Raw genomic sequence first — 17,894 nt, 5'->3', positions numbered from 1 at the left:
GGGGTTTGTCATCAGTCTGGCAAAATTTATTTTGTTTTATGTTTAATGTTAATTTGAGGTTCTTATGAAAATTATTTTATTGGGTGCACCAGGTGCAGGTAAAGGAACACAAGCACAATTTATGATGAATAAATTTGGCATTCCACAAATTTCAACGGGGGATATGTTCCGTGCAGCAATTAAAGAAGGCACAGAATTAGGTAAACAAGCTAAAGCGTTAATGGACGAAGGAAAATTAGTGCCTGATGAATTAACCGTTGCATTAGTAAAAGATCGTATTGCTCAACCAGACTGTGCAAATGGTTTCTTATTAGATGGTTTCCCACGCACAATCCCACAAGCTGACGCACTAAAAGAAGCAGGTGTAAAAATTGATTTCGTCTTAGAATTTGATGTTGCTGATGAAGTGATTGTTGAGCGTATGAGTGGTCGCCGAGTACACCAACCATCAGGTCGTACGTATCATATTGTTTACAATCCACCAAAAGTAGAAGGTAAAGATGACGTAACAGGTGAGGACTTAATTATTCGTCAAGATGATAAACCTGAAACTGTATTAGATCGTTTAGCGATTTACCATAAACAAACCAAACCGCTTATCGCTTATTACACAGCAGAAGCGGAAGCAGGAAATACACAATACCACCGCTTAGATGGCACACAACCTGTTGAAGCTGTAAGTGCGGAATTAAATAAACTATTAGGCTAATCAGTATTAACTTAACTAAAAATCCTTGTTAGTTGAAACTAACAAGGATTTGGCGGTGTAATGGACAAAAATTCGATATTTTTGTCCATTATACTATTTTATTTTAAGCGAAATCGCCCTCTGCTATAACGTGTTTTTATCAATGCCAAGACTTTCTCTTTCTCGCTTGATACGGCTTGTTGGCTCTGTTTTGCTACTGTTAAAGAGTGTTGAATAGAATGAGCGTGAGTAATAGCAATAGCTAAGGCGTCTGCTGCATCTGCTTGTGGCTTGGCTGAAAGTTGTAAAATACGAGTAACCATCTCTTGCACCTGTACCTTGTCTGCCGAACCAATTCCTACAACGGTTTGTTTCACTAAGCGTGCTGCATACTCAAAAACAGGCAAATCTTGATTAACAGCAGCCACAATTGCTGTTCCCCTTGCTTGACCAAGTTTTAGTGCTGAATCAGGGTTTTTTGCCATAAACACTTGCTCAATGGCGAACATATCTGGCTGAAACTGAGTAATAATTTCAGTAATACCCGCATAAATACGTTTTAAACGAGTCGGCATATCCTCTACAGAAGTACGAATCGCCCCACTTCCTAGATATTCTAAATGTCGCCCCACCTGACGAATGACTCCATAGCCCGTTACACGAGAACCTGGGTCAATACCTAAAATAATCGACATATCTTCCTATACAAATTGCATAAAAAAGCGGATAGATTTGTAAAATTTCTTACCAATCTACCCGCTTGTGGATTTACCTAAAATTATTTATTTAAACGTGCTGTTGCACTTTTATTGATCTTACAGGTTTTAACTAAAATCTCGTCAGCCATTTTGCCTTTTTTGTAAAGCATAATCGCATTTGTTTTTTCTGCTGAATCAAATGTTAAACCATTTTCTACAGCCCAAACGTAGTCACCTGAAGTGAAAACAGTTTGTTCTGTCTTTTTGCTATCTTCAGCATCTACAGTGAAACCTGTTACTTCATTTTTCTTACCTACACGAACATTTGCACCTTTTACTTCACCATTATGGAAAGCATAAGTTGCTGTTACTGTTCCACCTTTTTGGCAAGAATAAACGACTGATTTATTTTTTGTCATTAAAGTTTCTTCTACTTTAGTTACTTCACCTGCCGCCGTATTTATTACCGTTTCTTGTGTTTGTGGCATTGTTGTTTCAGGTGCCATTTCTTTTTGAGTAGAACACGCTGCTAAAACTAATGTTGCTGCAATAGCTGGAACAAATTTAACTAATTTCATTTAGGTTTCCTCATTTTAAGGTTTAAAAGTCAGCTTATAGTAAAGCTGCAACTTCATCGCTAATCTCGCCGTTGTGATAAACGTTTTGTACATCATCACAGTCTTCCAACATATCGATTAGCTTTAACAATTTAGGTGCTGTTTCAGCATCTAAATCAACGGTGGTTGATGGAATCATTGTAACATCCGCAGATTCAATCTTAAATCCTGCTTGCTCAATACCATCACGAACACTACCTAAGTCTTCCCAAGCAGTGTAAATTTCAAAACTGCCGTCATCTTGTGGCTGAACATCATCAGCTCCCGCCTCAATAGCGGCTTCCATTAAACTATCTTCATCAACGCCAGTAGCAATTAAGATAAGACCTTTTTTACTAAATAGGTAACCAACAGAACCTTCTGTCCCTAAGTTACCGCCACATTTAGTAAAACTAGGGCGAACTTGTGAAATAGTACGGTTTGCGTTATCACTTAAACATTCAACCATTACCGCTGTTCCACCTGGACCATAACCTTCATAGATTTTGGTTTCCATATTCGTATCATCGCCACCACCGACACCACGGTCGATTGCACGATTGATCGTATCACGCGTCATATTACTTGATAACGCTTTATCTACCGCTGTGCGTAAACGTGGGTTTGAGTTTACATCACCGCCACCTAGTTTAGCAGCTGTTACCAACTCACGAATTAATTTCGTAAAAATTTTACCGCGTTGAGCATCTTGTGCTGCTTTACGGTGTTTAATGTTAGCCCACTTACTATGACCTGCCATTTGTTAGTTTCCTATATTTGTTAAAAGTTCAATTTTATCGTTAAAAATAAGTAAAATCGTAACCATTTTTACGATTTTCTCACCAAATTTGTTAAATATTGCTGAATTGCTTGAGCATTATTCGGGGATTTAGTTAATGCTATCGCCTGTTCAATATTAAGCCATTTATAATCCAGATGTTCGGTTAAAATCGGCTCAATTTCCGATGGTAAACTTAGCAAAAACCAATGCTCGGTACAATGCGTAATTTCAGGGGCGTATTTATAGCGGAATTGCGGAAAAATTTCAAATTTTACGCTATGTTGGCAATCCACAAGTGGTAATTTTTCCGCCAAAATTTGCAAACCGACTTCTTCGCCAACTTCTCGAATAGCGGTTTGATAAGGCGTTTCCCCCGTTTCAATCGTCCCTGTTACCGATTGCCAAAATTCAGGATCATCTTGGCGTTGTAGCATTAAAATACGCCCTGTGTTTTGGGCGTAGATCACAACGAGAACGGAGTTTGGATTTTTGTAGTTCATTTTTACAGTAGCTTTTCTAGCGTTCTCACCATTAAATAAAGGCGATTAGCATTTTGTTGAATGGGAATAAAACCGTATTTCTGATAAAAATCAGCTACACCGTCTTTTGCATCCACCACAATAATTGGAAATCCAATAATTTGGCTAGCTTGATAAAGGTTTTTCAACGCATCACGCAACAGGATTTTCGCATAGCCTTTTTGTTGATGCTTTTTATCTACTGCCAAACGAGCAAGTAATCCTGCCGAAAGTGGAAATTTTGCCTGTTTTTGTAAAATTTCAGGTAACTCTGCTAATTCAAGCCTTGTCATTGTTAGGGTATAAAATCCCAAAATTTCTGTTGGATTTTGCGGATCAAGCAACACATAAGTTCGAGCAGTATCTTTTGTTGCTTGTTGGCTTGCCATCTGTTGTAAAAAACGATTTAAACTCAGGTTACCGCAATCAAAATCCTTACGGAGATGGCATTTGGGATCTAATATCCGAATTTCCATTATTTATCCCTTAAGACTGTTCAAAAAGAGCCTTTAAATGCTCATTGGGTTCAGGTGGATTATCCAAGTAGTGTAATAGTAAACGAGTATCTGCATCATTAAATTGTGTTATTTTTTCTTCACGCAAAATTGCATTCGCTTTTTCAATCGCTGCATTCAGCACAAAAGAATTTATACTAGAAATGCCAATTAACGTTGCTGCATTAAGCAGTAATTCTTGTGTAGCAACATCAATTCGAGCTGTAATACGAGGTAAATTTGCTTGTGCCATCACTTTCTCCTGTGTCATTTTGGCACATTTTAAAAGCTCAAATAATAAATAGCAAGATAAAAGTAAGGGCGGAAATTTTCCGCCCTCATCATAACTGTTACACTTCAGCAGTCGTCTTAATCGCCAATTCTGCCAAGGCTTTTGGGTTACCAAAGCTCGGGGCATCTGTCATTAAACAAGCGGCTGCGGTAGTTTTCGGGAAGGCAATAACATCACGAATATTTTCAGTGCCTGTAATGAGCATTGTTAAGCGGTCTAAACCAAATGCTAAACCTGCGTGTGGTGGTGTACCAAATTTTAAGGCATCTAATAAGAAACCAAATTTCTCTTTTTGTTCTTCGTCGTTAATGCCTAAAATACCGAATACGGTTTGTTGCATTTTCGGGTCGAAAATACGCACAGAGCCACCGCCAACTTCGTAGCCATTGATAACCATATCATAAGCATTCGCCACTGCCCCTTTTGGATCCGCTTTTAGCTCTTCAGGGCTTAAATCTTTTGGTGCAGTGAATGGGTGGTGCATTGCAGACCAGTTACCCTCATCGTCTTTTTCAAACATTGGGAAATCCACTACCCAAAGCGGTTTCCAAGCAGTAAGATCTGTTAAGCCTAAATCACGTCCTACTTTTAAACGTAATGCCCCCATCGCATCTGTTACCACTTTCTCATTATCTGCACCAAAGAAGATAATATCACCATTTTGAGCATTCACACGAGCAAGCAATGCTCTTACCACGTCATCATTTAAGAATTTAGCAATCGGGCTTTGTAATCCTTCTAAACCAGCATTTACATCATTCACTTTTGCCCACGCTAACCCTTTCGCACCATAAATACCCACAAATTGCGTGTATTCATCAATCTGTTTACGAGTAATTTCCGCACCATTTGGCACACGAATAACCGCAACACGTCCTTCAGGATTATTTGCTGGCTCGTTAAATACTTTAAACTCAACGTCTTTTAGAATATCAGCAACATCAACCAATTCTAATGGGTTACGCAAATCAGGTTTATCTGAACCAAAACGACGCATAGCTTCTGCAAAGGTCATTTGTGGAAATTCACCTAAATCGACATTTAGACGATCTAACCATAAGCCACGAATCATTTTTTCCATCATCGCACGCACTTCAGGTGCTGTCATAAAGGTCGTTTCCACATCGATTTGAGTAAATTCAGGCTGACGATCTGCACGTAAATCTTCATCACGGAAACATTTTACGATTTGGTAGTAACGGTCAAAACCAGACATCATCAACAACTGTTTGAATAATTGTGGTGACTGCGGTAACGCATAGAATTTACCTTTATGCACACGACTTGGCACTAAATAGTCACGCGCACCTTCAGGGGTTGCTTTGGTCAGCATTGGGGTTTCAATATCTAAGAAACCATTGTCGTCCATATAACGGCGAACAAAGCTCGTAATTTTTGCACGCGTTTTTAAACGCTCTGCCATTTCAGGACGGCGTAAATCTAAATAACGATATTTTAAACGCTGTTCTTCCGTATTATTTTGGTTAAAGTCTAAAGGTAAAACATCTGCATTGTTATAGATGATAAGATCTTTCACGAGTACTTCAATTTCGCCCGTTGTCATTTCTTTGTTAATTTGACTTTCATCACGAGCAATCACCTCACCTTTAATTTGTACGCAGGCTTCTGCACGCAAGCCCGATGCAAGTTTAAAAATCTGTTCATCTTTTTCATCAAAGAAAACTTGCACAATACCTTCACGATCACGAATTTGCATAAAAATAAAGCGACCAAGGTTACGAACACGATGAACCCAACCACTTAAGGTTACTTGTTCACCGACGTGAGTACGGTTTAAACTACCACAATAATGAGAACGCATCATATAAATCAATCCTTTTAAGAACCTGAAAACTCTGAATATTGTAACAGAAAGTAAGAAAAGTTCACACTCGGGAATATATAGAAGCAGGACAAGATCGTATCTTTTTATACAATTTCAGTTAAAAAACACACTAAAATTTATATAAATTATCTATTTTCCTTTTCTATTTTAGGGTTTTTCTCTCTTTTTTTAAATTTTATAAAATCGAAAATTGTATTTTTATAAATTTGAGTGATTAACTATCTAAAATAGAATGCAAAACATATGCAGTTGCCCTGCATATAGAAGGCGTCATATAATAAGAAACCACTTTTACTTTTGTTAGAAAAAAGTGGTTTTACAAAAACGTTATAGAACTTACGTTCTCCAGATTATTGACAAAGTCTTTTTCATTCGGACGCACTCAGTGTGTCCGTTAATTGAATACAACAAATTTGGGTTTGTCATCAGTCTGTAGAACTTACGTTCTCGTTTTTCTAATCCATAACTCTCCTGGATGCGTGGCATATTCTTCATATTTGGAAACTTCTTCTTTCAAAGCTTTATACTTTGGACTAAGATACAGTACGATTGAAATTTGAAAAGGTATCCAAATTAAAGTAAGACAGAGAGGTGTACCTACTAAAAGCAACACTAACCATGCATAGTTATATTTTTGATATCTATCCTTAAGTGTCTCCCACTTTCTTTTTACACCATCAACGTCAACATTAGCGTGTTCCGCACCGCAATTCGAACAAACTGAAGCTAATCTAGGTACTTGAGAAAGGCAATATGGACAATTTTTAGTATCTAACATAGAATTCCCCTTAAATTAACTATAAAAATCCGCTTGTTATTATATATTGTTTTTTTTTTAATCAATATGATATCGTTTTATAATCAAAGTAACTTTCAGGGCAACCGCGTATGTTGTGCATTTTGCATTCTATTTTAGATAGTTAATCACTCAAGTTTATAAAAAATACAATTTTCGATTTTATAAAATTTAAAATAAGGGAGAAAAATTCTAAAATAAAAAAGAAAATAGACAATCCATATAGATTTTAGTGCGTTTTTTAAGCTGAATTTGTATAAAAAGATGCGATCTTGCCCTGAAGTAACTTTGGCTTTTTATCAAAATCTTTACATTAAAAGTTTTGAATAGGATGAGTTGAAATATATAGATTTGCCACTATATTAGCCAAGTTCTCAATACACATTTCACAAACGAAATTAAATAAGGAAGAAAAAATGACAGTTCAAGTAGAACAACCAGTTGAAGAAGTAATCACACCTGAGCAAGAGATTGCTAGCGAAGAAGTCGAGTTGCAAAATAATCAAGAAAACGACCCGCTTGCAGATGCCATTGCTCGTGTACAAGAGCTTGAAGAATACATTGCGAATGCAGATAAACGTGAGCAAGAAATTCAATTACGAGCAAGAGCTGAAATTGAAAATATTCGCCGCCGTACTGAACAAGATGTCGAAAAAGCACATAAATTCGCACTTGAAAAATTTTCTAAAGAGTTACTTACCGTTGTCGATAACCTAGAGCGTGGTTTACAAACACTTAATGGAGCAGATGAAAGTGTCAAAGCCCTTGCTGAAGGGGTTGAATTAACGCATAAAGGATTAGTTTCTACCCTTGCAAACTTTGGTGTAGAAGCGGTTGGCAATGTGGGTGAAGTTTTTGACCCAGAATTACATCAAGCCATTTCAATGCAACCTGCAGAAGGTATTGAACCAAACCATATCAGCGTGGTATTACAAAAAGGCTACACACTTCACGGACGAGTTATTCGCCCTGCAATGGTAATGGTTGCAAGTTAATGAGAGATAAATGGTATGGTTAGCCCATACCATTTTATTTTCTATTCGTCTCAATATTTTGATACTATCGAACTTTCTATATCTATCTACCAAATTCAATACAATGTCTTTACAATTTAACGCAATCGCTTTGCTACTTGTAGCCTTAATTTTACTTGGCATTTTCAGCCAAAACAGTGCGGTAACAATTTCTGCTGCTGTCTTATTGATAATGCAACAGACGTTACTTTCACAATATTTACCCTTATTAGATAAATACGGTATTAAAGTTGGTATTATTATTTTAACCATCGGTGTGCTAAGCCCTTTAGTTTCAGGCAGAATTAACTTGCCAGAAATTTCTCAACTCCTTAATTGGAAAATGCTGTTTTCTATTGTTGCAGGCATATTAGTCGCTTGGCTAGGTGGACGTGGCGTTAGTTTAATGGGAAGCCAACCCGTATTAGTAACAGGATTACTGATTGGAACAATTATCGGTGTGGCTTTTTTAGGTGGCGTACCTGTCGGCCCATTAATTGCCGCAGGGATTTTATCTTTAATTATTGGAAAAATTTAAGAATATGAATATATTTACACATATCAATCAAAACGGCGAAGCTAATATGGTCGATGTTTCAATGAAACAAGATAGCGTACGAGAAGCCAGAGCCGAAGCCTTAATTACAATGAATAGCGAAACCTTACAAATGATTATCTCAGGTAATCATCATAAAGGTGATGTTTTTGCTACTGCCCGTATTGCTGGTATTCAGGCGGCAAAACGTACTTGGGAGCTTATTCCCCTTTGCCACCCATTATTACTCTCTAAAGTTGAAGTACAATTAGAAGCCTTGCCTGAAACCAATCAAGTCCGAATCGAAACACTCTGCAAACTGACCGGGAAAACAGGAGTAGAAATGGAAGCACTTACTGCTGCTAGCGTTGCTGCTTTAACTATTTATGATATGTGCAAAGCCGTACAGAAAGATATAGTGATTGAACAGGTTCGTTTACTAACTAAAAGCGGTGGGAAATCAGGTAATTTTATTGCGGAGACACGATGATTACAGTTCTTTTTTTTGCACAAACAAGGGAGCTTGTTGGAGTAGATAGTCTAACACTAGAAGCAAACTTCACAACAGCGGAAGATCTTCGCCAACATTTAGCTCAACAAGGAAATAAGTGGGAATTAGCACTTGAAAGCAGTAAGTTATTGGTGGCAATTAACCAAACAATTTCTAGCTTATCGACTGAAATCCAAGATGGTGATGAAATTGCATTCTTTCCGCCTGTAACAGGAGGCTAAATGCCACAGCAAACATTGATTAAAGTGCAACAAGATCCGTTCGATCAAAATGCTATTTATCGCTGGCTCAGTGAGCAACATAGCGTTGGAGCAACCACATTATTTGTTGGTAAAGTGCGTGAAATGAATTTAGGAGATAATGTTTCTGGTTTATATTTGGAACATTACCCCGCAATGACAGAAAAAGCTTTACGGGAAATTGTTGATGAAGCTCGTCACCGTTGGGAATTACAACGAGTCGCGGTTATTCACCGCATCGGGCAGTTATATACTGGCGATGAAATTGTCCTTGTTGGCGTAAGTTCCGCTCATCGTGGTAATGCTTATCACGCCAATGAATTTATTATGGACTATCTCAAAACTAAAGCTCCTTTTTGGAAACGAGAAACCACCGAACAAGGTGATCGTTGGATAGAAGGCAGAGATAGCGATCAGCAGGCTGCGGATAAGTGGCATAATTAAATTATATGTAGAAGATCAAACTTGATCTTCTACATAGGCAAAAATCAAGGCAATCTTACCGTTACTATCAGACTTTAACTCACTTTTTCCAATCTTTTGTCTACTATGCCAAATAAATGGGTGTAATGGATAAAAATAAACCCACTTTTACTAGATTTTCTATAAAGGTGGGTTTATCAGTGGGGTTGAAATGAGAGTATTGTTCTCATTTAGTAACAGTTAAATTGCAGCAGTCACAACGATTTCAACTTTCCAATTTGGATTTGCAAGTTTCGCCTCAACAGCCGCTCTTGGTGGTGCATTGCCTTCTGCAACCCATTCATCCCAAGCTCGATTCATCTCATCAAACTCTAGCATATTTGCTACAAAAACTTGAGCCATTAAAATCTTGCTTTTATCACTACCTGCTTGTGCTAGCCACTTATCAATTTCAGCAAGCACCTGCTGAGTTTGCCCATACATATCTTGAGTATCATCTTCAGGGATTTGCCCTGCAAGATAAACCACACCATTGTAAATTGCCATCTCAGAGAGGCGTTTACCAACTTGAAAACGTTTAATCATTGCAATTTTCTCCTTAATAAGTAAGCGGTTAGATTTACGCTATTTTTTGCAAAAAATAGGACTAACCTAATCGCTTAGTCTGTTAATCAACTTTAACAATCCAACCTTCAGGGGCTTCAACATCACCAAATTGAATACCGACTAATTCATCATAAAGACGCTTGGTAACAGGGCCTACTTCTGTTTCAGAATAGAAAACGTGGAAGTCATTGCCATATTGAATACCACCAATTGGGGTAATTACAGCAGCTGTTCCGCAAGCACCAGCTTCAGTAAATTGATCCAATTTATCAATATATACATCACCTTCAATCGCATCTAAACCAAGACGTTCTTTCGCAAGGTAGAGTAGAGAATATTTGGTGATACTCGGTAAAATTGATGGTGAATAAGGGGTAATAAATTTGTTATCTGCAGTAATACCGAAAAAGTTTGCTGATCCTACTTCTTCAATTTTGGTATGTGTTTTTGGATCAAGATAGATACAATCTGCAAAATTATTTGATTTCGCTAATTTACCTGGATATAGACTTGCTGCATAGTTTCCACCCACTTTTGCAGCACCAGTACCTGCTGGAGCTGCACGATCATATTCAGAAACAAGGAAATTAGAAGGTGCTAAGCCACCTTTAAAATAACTGCCAACAGGAATACAAAAGATACAGAAAATAAACTCAGGTGCTGTTTTAATACCGATATTCTCGCCTACACCGATAATAAATGGACGTAAATATAATGTTGCACCAGTGCCATAAGGTGCAAGCCATTCTTCATTTGCTTTAACCACTTCTTTACACGCACGAATAAAAAAGTCGGTTGGAACTTGTGGCATTAACAAGCGATCACAACTTTTTTGCATACGTTTAGCATTTTCATCTGGTCGGAATAGATTGATAGAGCCATCTTTACAACGATATGCTTTTAAACCTTCAAAACATTGCTGACCATAGTGTAATGCGGTTGAACCTTCGTTAATGTGTAATGTATTGTCGGTGGTTAATTCGCCATTATCCCAAGCACCGTCTTTCCAACGAGCAATAAAACGGTAATCTGTTTTAATATACGCAAACCCGAGATTTTGCCAATCAATATCTTTAGCCATTGTTCAATTCCTTTAATAAAAAAATTATGTTTTTTAGATGTGAGAATTTACACTTTGTAGCACGAATTGAAAAGGGAAAGCGTAATAAATTATAAAAATTTTCGTGAAAACTAGGCTTTTTGTGGCGAGATTTTTTGTTTCTGTTAGAATAAGCGAGATTTGGGTATAAAAAAACCGCCCAAGCTGGGCGGTATAAACCAAAACGGTTAAATATACAGGAAGTGAAACGAGTAACTTTCGTTACTCAAGTCTAGTTTCCTAGACCAATATGCAAACACAACATCATACTTAAAATTCAAAATGGGAAAGCTTAAGCGCATCTAAATCCCATCACTATCCATCTAAGTATGTGGTGAATTTTAAAGATGTTGGACCAGTTGGACAAACGATATTTTTTTATTTTATTTATCAAAAAAAATAATGTAGTTATTTTTTATTACAGTGTTAATTCAAATTTAAAATATGAATAATAAAAAACTTCCTCCATTGAATGCATTAAAGGCTTTTGAGTCTGCTGCGAGATATTTGAATTTCACCAAAGCAGCTGAAGAGCTTTTTGTTACTCAAGCAGCGGTTAGCCATCAAATTAAACTTTTAGAAGATTTCTTAGGAATACAGCTCTTTCATAGACGAAACCGCCTATTAGAACTTACGGAACTTGGTTTGCAATATTTTGATGAAATTCGACCGCTTCTAGAAAATATTGCAGTCGCTACAGAAAAAATTAAGATAAAAAATAGCCGTCAAATTTTAACAATCAGTGTGCCGCAAACTTTTGGTATGCATTGGCTAGTCCCAAGATTAAATGATTTTCACCAGAAATTCCCTGATATTGAAGTACGAATTAAAGGGGTAGATCAAGATGAAGGCTTGTTAGGTAAAGAGATTGACGTTGCGATCTATTATGGTTCGGGCAAATGGGAAAATGTTGAATCAGTACGCTTAACCGAATCGCCATTAGTGATTTTGGCATCTCCTGATTTTTTAGCTGAAAATCCTCTTAATGCACCACAAGATCTTGTAGGTAAGACTTTACTGCACGTTTTTAGTCGTAATAAATGGAAAAGAGTCGTAGATAATTTCAATTTGAACGAGCAAATTGATGTAGAAGAGACAGGGACAATGTTTAGCCACACCTTTATGGCATTACAAGCTGCAATGCACCAACAGGGTATCGCAGTTGCCAATAAAGTGGTTGCTCAGCACGAATTAGAGCAAGGTAATTTAGTTGAACCATTCCCAACGGGATTAAATGATGAAAAGTCTTTCTACGTTGTTTATCCACCACAGATGGCAGAAGTGAGTAAAGTAAAGCATTTCGTTGAATGGATTTTGCAAGAAATTCAATAGAACAGTAAAATCGAGTAAAAAATAGCCTAGTATAGAATGACTAATACTAGGCTTATTTTTATCGCTTAATCCTTAACGGCTTATAGGATTTACTTTCGCTTTTTGCAGTTTACGGTAAGCATCTAGCAATTTTTGGTGTGCTTTTAGGCTTTCAAGTGATTCATCAGCCCCCTGTAAACCGTTGAATGGATTACCGCCTTGTACTGCTGACCAAGCAAAATCAACCGCATCTTTGCCATACATTTTCTCAAATACATTGCGATATTGTTTAGGCTCACGATTTTTATCTAAGAACAGTTCAATACTGCTAATTAGGCAACGGTAATAGTTATTACGTTCTGCACTGAATACGGTTGCATTCATATTGGCTGTCCAGTTAGCCCAATCAAGTGCTTCTTCTAAATTACCTAGTGCAAGATGGAGCATTGATTTTAATTCACCAATACGCAAGGTTTGTATTGCAGAGCCTTTTTCTGCCACAATGCCTAAAAACTCACGCACACGAGTCATATCATCAATACTTTGTTCATCTAATTCATCAAGCAGTTCTTGATAAGTTTCTTTATCGTGGTGGAAATAAGGGAGATCAAGCAGAATTTCACGCCAATCCATTCCCATATTGTTATTGGCATAGATTAGGTCATCAGACGGATAAATATTTGACATACCTGGTGCAAGAATACGGCACGCATATACGCCTAAATGTTCGTAATCCATAATATAAACAGGCTGTTCATATTTGTTGAAGATTGCGATTAAGTTGCTAAATTCTTGTTCGGTTGTACCAGAGAAATCCCAATGTACGAAATCATAGTCCGCTTCAGATTTGAAAAGATCCCAAGAAATCAGACCGCTTGAGTCGATAAAGTGTGTTTCAAGATTTGCGTGATCGGCAACATCATCATTGTTGAATGATGGCGGAGCGAAAACGTCTAAATCTTTTAAGCTACGCCCTTGTAATAATTCAGTTACCGTACGTTCAAATGCCACTTGGAAATTTGGGTGAGCCCCGAAAGAAGCGAAACAAGTCCCGTTATTTGGATTGAGTAGAATGACGCAAATTACAGGGAATTCGCCCCCTAATGATGCGTCATAGCAGAGAATAGGGAAACCTTCTTGCTCTAATTTTTCAATGGAGGCTTTGATAGTTGGATAGCCATCAATAACGCTTTGTGGAATTTCAGGTAAGCTAATCGCTTCAGTGATAATACGATTTTTGACAAAACGCTCAAAAACTTCAGATAAACCTTGAACTCGTGCTTCATTTTTGGTGTTACCCGCAGACATTCCATTTGAAACGAATAAGTTCGCAACAATACTTTGCGGAATATAAACGGTTTGATTGTCAGATTGGCGGGTGTAAGGTAAGGCAACAATGCCACGATCATAATTGCCTGATTGTAAATCAACGAGAAGATCTGGCGTGAGATCACCGTTAGGATCGAAGTAATCCAGTAAGAAGTCATCTAAAATCCCTTCAGGTAATTGTTCTTCATCTTCAATCGGGAACCATTTTTCTGATGGATAATGCACAAATTCGCCATTCGCAATTTCTTGACCTAAATAGAAATCAGCCCAGAAATAGTTAGTAGATAAACGCTCAAAGTATTCGCCTAAGGCAGATGCTAAAGCGGCTTTTTTACTTGCCCCTTTACCATTTGAGAAACATTGTGGGCAGTCTGCATCACGAATATGCACTGACCATACGTTTGGAACAGGATTTAACCAAGAGGCTTCTTCAATGTTAAAGCCTAATGTTTTTAGTTTATGTTGGAAGTTTGCGATACTATCTTCAAGGGCGGCATCTTTACCCGTAATAAAGGTTTGAGTCATATTATTCTCTGTATAGTTAAAAAGAAGGTTAAAAATTAGTAATGATAACGACACTGTACGATATATAAAGTTTCGTTATGAATTTGATAGACGAGACGATGTTCCCTATCAATACGCCTAGACCAATATCCAGACAAGTGATATTTCAACGGCTCAGGATCACCAGTACCTAAAAAAGGTTGGCGTTGAATATCTTTAATTAACTGATTGATCCGTTTAAGTATCTTTTTATCGGTACTTTGCCAATAAAGATAATCTTCCCAAGCGTTATCAGTCCAAGCAAGGATCATTCTTCGATAAGCTCCCGAACGGTTGCATTGTGCTGTTGTACTTGCGAAATCGCTTGATTAAGACGCAGTGCATTGTTAGGACTTGCAATTAAATAAGCCGTTTCTTCATAAGATTGAAAATCTTCTAAGCTCATTACCACCGCAGGCGGTGCATTCTGGCGAGTAATCAAAATAGGAGCGTGATTTTCATTTACGCGATCTAATGCCCCTGCTAATTGATTGCGAAAGGTGGAATAGGTCATCACTTCCATATTTACTCCATTGTGAGTTTATTCGGTTGATAAATGCGTTTCATTATTTCATAAGTACAAAAATAAGTACAATAAATTGTGAGTTTTATCATATTTAGTAAAAAAACTTCAGAAACTCGCCGCTTATTTAGGGTAGAATTTAAGTGGTAAAAACTAAAGGGTAGAGAATAAAGATGGCTCAAGCAGAATTATTAGTTAATGTAACCCCAAGTGAAACAAGGGTTGCATTGGTTGAAAATGGTGTTTTAAAAGAAGTACATATAGAACGAGAAGCAAAGCGGGGGATTGTCGGTAATATTTATAAAGGGAAAATTACTCGTGTATTACCAGGAATGCAGTCTGCTTTTGTCGATATAGGTTTAGAAAAAGCCGCATTTTTACACGCCTCCGATATTGTTTCACACACTGAATGTGTCGATGAGAACGAAAAGAAACAATTTGTGGTGAAGAACATCAGTGAACTAGTGCGAGAAGGGCAAGATATTATTGTTCAAGTGGTTAAAGATCCACTTGGCACAAAAGGGGCTAGATTAACTACGGATATTACACTCCCTTCACGTTATCTTGTTTTTATGCCTGAAAATAGCCACGTTGGTGTATCGCAACGAATCGAAAGTGAAGCTGAACGAGAGCGTTTAAAAGCATTGGTTGAGCCTTATTGCGATGAATTAGGTGGTTTTATTGTTCGTACCGCTGCGGAAGATGTGAGCGAAGAGAGTTTGCAACAAGATGTCGCTTTTCTGAAACGATTATGGCGGAAAATATTAGAGCGAAAAGCAAAATATCATACTAAATCAATGCTATATGGTGAGCTAGCTTTGGCTCAGCGAGTATTGAGAGATTTTGTGGGTACTCATATCAAATCAATTCAAATTGATTCCAAAATGACCTACGAGCAAGTTAAAGAGTTTCTGTCAGAATTTATGCCAGAATTAACCGATAACGTCAGTTTATATACAGGAACTCAACCTTTATTTGATGTGTATCGAGTTGAAGACAGTATTCAAAAGGCGTTAGATAAGCGAGTGGATTTAAAATCGGGCGGTTATTTAATCATTGAGCAGACAGAAGCAATGACCACAATTGATATTAACACAGGGGCATTTGTCGGGCATCGTAATTTAGCCCATACGATTTTTAATACTAATATAGAAGCGACTCAAGCGATTGCACATCAGTTACAACTTCGTAATTTAGGTGGCATCATCATTATTGATTTTATTGATATGCAAGATGAAGAGCATCGTCAGCGGGTGTTAGCCTCTTTACAAGAAGCCCTAAAAGGCGACCGAGTGAAAACAAATGTCAATGGCTTTACGCAACTCGGTTTAGTTGAAATGACTCGAAAACGAACCAGAGAGAGCTTAGAACGAGTATTATGCTGTGATTGTTTATCTTGTAAAGGACGTGGCACGATTAAAACGGTGGAAACTGTTTGCTATGAAATTTTACGAGAAGTCGTTCGAGTTCATCATCTTTATCGTTCAGAACGCTATGTTGTTTATGCCTCTCGTAATGTTGGCGAATATTTAATTAACGAAGAGTCGCACGCACTATTAGCTGAATTAGAAGTCTTTTTAGGGAAAAAAGTAGAAATTAGAATTGAGCCTTATTATTACCAAGATCAGTTTGATGTGGTGGTGATGTAAGCGGTGAGATCGTTATTATTTTTGGCAAAATTGTGACTGTTAGCTTAAAAAAACATCAATTTGGCTATAAAAGGCTTGCAAAATGTAGGGGGGCATTTAGAATTCCCCCGTCTTTGATTTTTAAAGACTTGTAAAAATTTGGAGAAATCCAACCGCTTATTTATTAACTCTTACTTTGGAGAAAACTTAAATGAAAAAATGGGCTGTGGCTTTAACATCTGGAATGGTTCTATTTGGTGCAAATGCAATGGCAAACCAAACAGTGCATCTTTATACTTGGACTGAGTATGTACCAGAAGGTTTATTAGATGAATTTACCAAGCAAACAGGAATTAAAGTCGAAGTTTCAAGTCTTGAATCAAATGAAACAATGTATGCGAAATTAAAGATTCAAGGTAAAGATGGTGGCTACGATGTTATCGCACCAAGTAACTACTTTGTGTCAAAAATGGCTCGTGAAGGAATGTTAAAAGAGTTAGATCACAGCCAATTACCTGTGATTAAAGATCTTAACCCAGACTGGTTAGACAAACCTTACGATAAAGGCAATAAATACTCACTACCACAATTATTAGGTGCTCCGGGTATTGCATTTAATACGAATGACTACAAAGGTGAAAACTTCACTGCGTGGGGTGATTTATGGAAACCTGAATTTAAAGATAAAGTACAATTATTAGATGATGCTCGTGAAGTATTTAATATTGCTTTATTAAAATTAGGTAAAAATCCAAATACGACTGATCCTGCAGAAATCAAAGCAGCTTATGAAGAGTTATTAAAATTACGTCCAAATGTATTGGCATTTAGCTCTGATAACCCTGCAAACTCATTTATTTCAGGTGAAGTAAGCGTAGGTCAATTATGGAATGGTTCTGTACGTATCGCGAAAAAAGAACAAGCACCAGTTGATATGGTTTTCCCACAAGAAGGCCCTGTACTTTGGGTGGATACTTTAGCGATTCCAGCAAATGCGAAAAACCCAGAAGCAGCACATAAGCTAATTAACTACTTATTAAGTGCTCCAGTGGCAGAGAAATTAACATTAGAAATTGGTTATCCAACATCAAATGTAAAAGCGTTAGAAGTATTGCCAAAAGAGATTACAAGTGATCCTGCAATCTATCCAACAGCAGAAGTATTACAAAAAAGCCACTGGCAAGATGATGTTGGTGAAGCAATTGAGCTTTACGAAAAATATTACCAAGAGTTAAAAGCTGCGAAGTAATTTTTCATTTTCGTATGATCTGACTCCAAAAAGTTAGACTGATTTAATTCAAGGATTGAGCCCTATATTACATAGGGTTCAATCCTTTTAATTTTACTTGAATACGCTCATTATTGTAATAATGAATATACTTGCGGTATTATGTAGCAGTTGCATATTCCCCTCGCCCGCTTGCG

General features: G+C 37.3%; 22 protein-coding genes and 1 pseudogene. 9 read left to right on the top strand and 14 right to left on the bottom strand.

What is annotated here, in order from left to right; translation table 11 throughout:
• The first annotated feature begins 64 nt into the window (after positions 1-64).
• Complete coding sequence (gene adk / locus A1D25_RS09670; RefSeq protein WP_157395469.1) at positions 65-709, top strand: adenylate kinase; 645 nt, start codon at positions 65-67, stop codon at positions 707-709.
• A 98-nt stretch (positions 710-807) separates the two neighbouring features.
• Here adk and ruvC read toward each other — a convergent pair whose 3' ends face one another.
• The 8 genes from ruvC to A1D25_RS09630 all read right to left on the bottom strand — a co-directional run bounded on the left by ruvC (position 808) and on the right by A1D25_RS09630 (position 6,691).
• Positions 808-1,383 carry a crossover junction endodeoxyribonuclease RuvC gene (gene ruvC, locus A1D25_RS09665; protein ID WP_157395468.1) on the bottom strand — a complete coding sequence of 192 codons (576 nt, stop codon included), beginning with the start codon at positions 1,381-1,383 and terminating at the stop codon, positions 808-810.
• Positions 1,384-1,466: 83 nt separating this feature from the next.
• Positions 1,467-1,964: an ACP-like domain-containing protein gene (locus tag A1D25_RS09660; RefSeq protein ID WP_157395467.1), complete on the bottom strand. Its 498-nt coding sequence runs from the start codon at positions 1,962-1,964 to the stop codon at positions 1,467-1,469.
• A gap of 34 nt (positions 1,965-1,998) precedes the next feature.
• Positions 1,999-2,742, bottom strand: coding sequence for a YebC/PmpR family DNA-binding transcriptional regulator (locus tag A1D25_RS09655; RefSeq protein WP_157395466.1), 744 nt, complete (start codon positions 2,740-2,742; stop codon positions 1,999-2,001).
• A 68-nt stretch (positions 2,743-2,810) separates the two neighbouring features.
• On the bottom strand, positions 2,811-3,263 hold the full coding sequence (gene nudB, locus A1D25_RS09650; RefSeq protein ID WP_157395465.1) for a dihydroneopterin triphosphate diphosphatase: 453 nt from the start codon (positions 3,261-3,263) through the stop codon (positions 2,811-2,813).
• Positions 3,264-3,265: 2 nt separating this feature from the next.
• Positions 3,266-3,757, bottom strand: a complete 492-nt coding sequence (locus tag A1D25_RS09645) for a GNAT family N-acetyltransferase (protein WP_157395464.1) — start codon at positions 3,755-3,757, stop codon at positions 3,266-3,268.
• 10 nt (positions 3,758-3,767) lie between these two features.
• Positions 3,768-4,028: a type II toxin-antitoxin system TacA family antitoxin gene (locus A1D25_RS09640; RefSeq protein ID WP_157395463.1), complete on the bottom strand. Its 261-nt coding sequence runs from the start codon at positions 4,026-4,028 to the stop codon at positions 3,768-3,770.
• Between the two features lie 97 nt (positions 4,029-4,125).
• Positions 4,126-5,892: an aspartate--tRNA ligase gene (gene aspS, locus A1D25_RS09635; RefSeq protein WP_157395462.1), complete on the bottom strand. Its 1,767-nt coding sequence runs from the start codon at positions 5,890-5,892 to the stop codon at positions 4,126-4,128.
• Between the two features lie 460 nt (positions 5,893-6,352).
• The gene (locus A1D25_RS09630) at positions 6,353-6,691 is read right to left on the bottom strand and encodes a hypothetical protein (protein WP_157395461.1); all 339 of its coding nucleotides are present in this window, start codon (positions 6,689-6,691) and stop codon (positions 6,353-6,355) included.
• Positions 6,692-7,125: 434 nt separating this feature from the next.
• Here A1D25_RS09630 and grpE point away from each other — a divergent pair, with 434 nt between their 5' ends.
• The 5 genes from grpE to moaE all read left to right on the top strand — a co-directional run bounded on the left by grpE (position 7,126) and on the right by moaE (position 9,451).
• Positions 7,126-7,704, top strand: coding sequence for a nucleotide exchange factor GrpE (grpE, locus tag A1D25_RS09625; protein WP_157395460.1), 579 nt, complete (start codon positions 7,126-7,128; stop codon positions 7,702-7,704).
• 103 nt (positions 7,705-7,807) lie between these two features.
• Complete coding sequence (locus A1D25_RS09620) at positions 7,808-8,260, top strand: DUF441 domain-containing protein (protein WP_157395459.1); 453 nt, start codon at positions 7,808-7,810, stop codon at positions 8,258-8,260.
• Between the two features lie 4 nt (positions 8,261-8,264).
• On the top strand, positions 8,265-8,747 hold the full coding sequence (gene moaC, locus A1D25_RS09615) for a cyclic pyranopterin monophosphate synthase MoaC (protein ID WP_157395458.1): 483 nt from the start codon (positions 8,265-8,267) through the stop codon (positions 8,745-8,747).
• A complete protein-coding gene (gene moaD / locus A1D25_RS09610) occupies positions 8,744-8,989 on the top strand; it encodes a molybdopterin synthase sulfur carrier subunit (RefSeq protein ID WP_157395457.1) in 246 nt (81 codons plus the stop codon). The genes moaC and moaD overlap by 4 nt, the downstream gene beginning before the upstream one ends.
• Positions 8,990-9,451: a molybdopterin synthase catalytic subunit MoaE gene (gene moaE / locus A1D25_RS09605; RefSeq protein ID WP_157395456.1), complete on the top strand. Its 462-nt coding sequence runs from the start codon at positions 8,990-8,992 to the stop codon at positions 9,449-9,451.
• Positions 9,452-9,670: 219 nt separating this feature from the next.
• Here moaE and A1D25_RS09600 read toward each other — a convergent pair whose 3' ends face one another.
• On the bottom strand, positions 9,671-10,015 hold the full coding sequence (locus A1D25_RS09600; protein ID WP_157395455.1) for a RidA family protein: 345 nt from the start codon (positions 10,013-10,015) through the stop codon (positions 9,671-9,673).
• 82 nt (positions 10,016-10,097) lie between these two features.
• Positions 10,098-11,117, bottom strand: coding sequence for a branched-chain amino acid aminotransferase (locus A1D25_RS09595; RefSeq protein ID WP_157395454.1), 1,020 nt, complete (start codon positions 11,115-11,117; stop codon positions 10,098-10,100).
• A gap of 462 nt (positions 11,118-11,579) precedes the next feature.
• On the opposite strand from A1D25_RS09595, the gene A1D25_RS09590 reads away from it, so the two are divergent.
• A complete protein-coding gene (locus tag A1D25_RS09590; protein ID WP_157395453.1) occupies positions 11,580-12,467 on the top strand; it encodes a transcriptional regulator GcvA in 888 nt (295 codons plus the stop codon).
• 72 nt (positions 12,468-12,539) lie between these two features.
• Here the strand turns inward: A1D25_RS09590 and ycaO are convergent, their stop codons facing one another.
• The 3 genes from ycaO to A1D25_RS09575 are packed head-to-tail and all read right to left on the bottom strand — an operon-like array spanning position 12,540 to position 14,841.
• On the bottom strand, positions 12,540-14,300 hold the full coding sequence (ycaO, locus tag A1D25_RS09585; protein WP_157395452.1) for a 30S ribosomal protein S12 methylthiotransferase accessory factor YcaO: 1,761 nt from the start codon (positions 14,298-14,300) through the stop codon (positions 12,540-12,542).
• 35 nt (positions 14,301-14,335) lie between these two features.
• Entirely contained in the window at positions 14,336-14,590 is a 255-nt protein-coding gene (locus A1D25_RS09580; protein ID WP_157395451.1) for a Txe/YoeB family addiction module toxin, read from the bottom strand.
• Positions 14,587-14,841 (bottom strand): type II toxin-antitoxin system Phd/YefM family antitoxin, encoded by a 255-nt coding sequence (locus tag A1D25_RS09575; RefSeq protein ID WP_157395450.1) that lies wholly within the window; start codon positions 14,839-14,841, stop codon positions 14,587-14,589. The genes A1D25_RS09580 and A1D25_RS09575 overlap by 4 nt, the downstream gene beginning before the upstream one ends.
• Positions 14,842-15,014: 173 nt before the next feature.
• Between A1D25_RS09575 and rng the strand changes: the two genes are divergently transcribed.
• Together rng and A1D25_RS09565 are read left to right on the top strand one after the other, a co-directional pair.
• Complete coding sequence (gene rng, locus A1D25_RS09570) at positions 15,015-16,490, top strand: ribonuclease G (protein WP_157395449.1); 1,476 nt, start codon at positions 15,015-15,017, stop codon at positions 16,488-16,490.
• 223 nt (positions 16,491-16,713) lie between these two features.
• Positions 16,714-17,718: an extracellular solute-binding protein gene (locus tag A1D25_RS09565; RefSeq protein WP_420825117.1), complete on the top strand. Its 1,005-nt coding sequence runs from the start codon at positions 16,714-16,716 to the stop codon at positions 17,716-17,718.
• Positions 17,719-17,785: 67 nt separating this feature from the next.
• Here the strand turns inward: A1D25_RS09565 and A1D25_RS09560 are convergent.
• Positions 17,786-17,851, bottom strand: a pseudogene (locus tag A1D25_RS09560) (IS3 family transposase); the annotation flags it as partial.
• Positions 17,852-17,894: the final 43 nt, after the last annotated feature.

Origin of the sequence: Ursidibacter arcticus (assembly GCF_009761375.1) — a bacterium.
GTDB classification, from domain to species: Bacteria; Pseudomonadota; Gammaproteobacteria; order Enterobacterales; family Pasteurellaceae; genus Ursidibacter; species Ursidibacter arcticus.
Note: the sequence above shows the minus strand (reverse complement) of the source record. Positions and strands in the feature narration are given on the sequence as shown.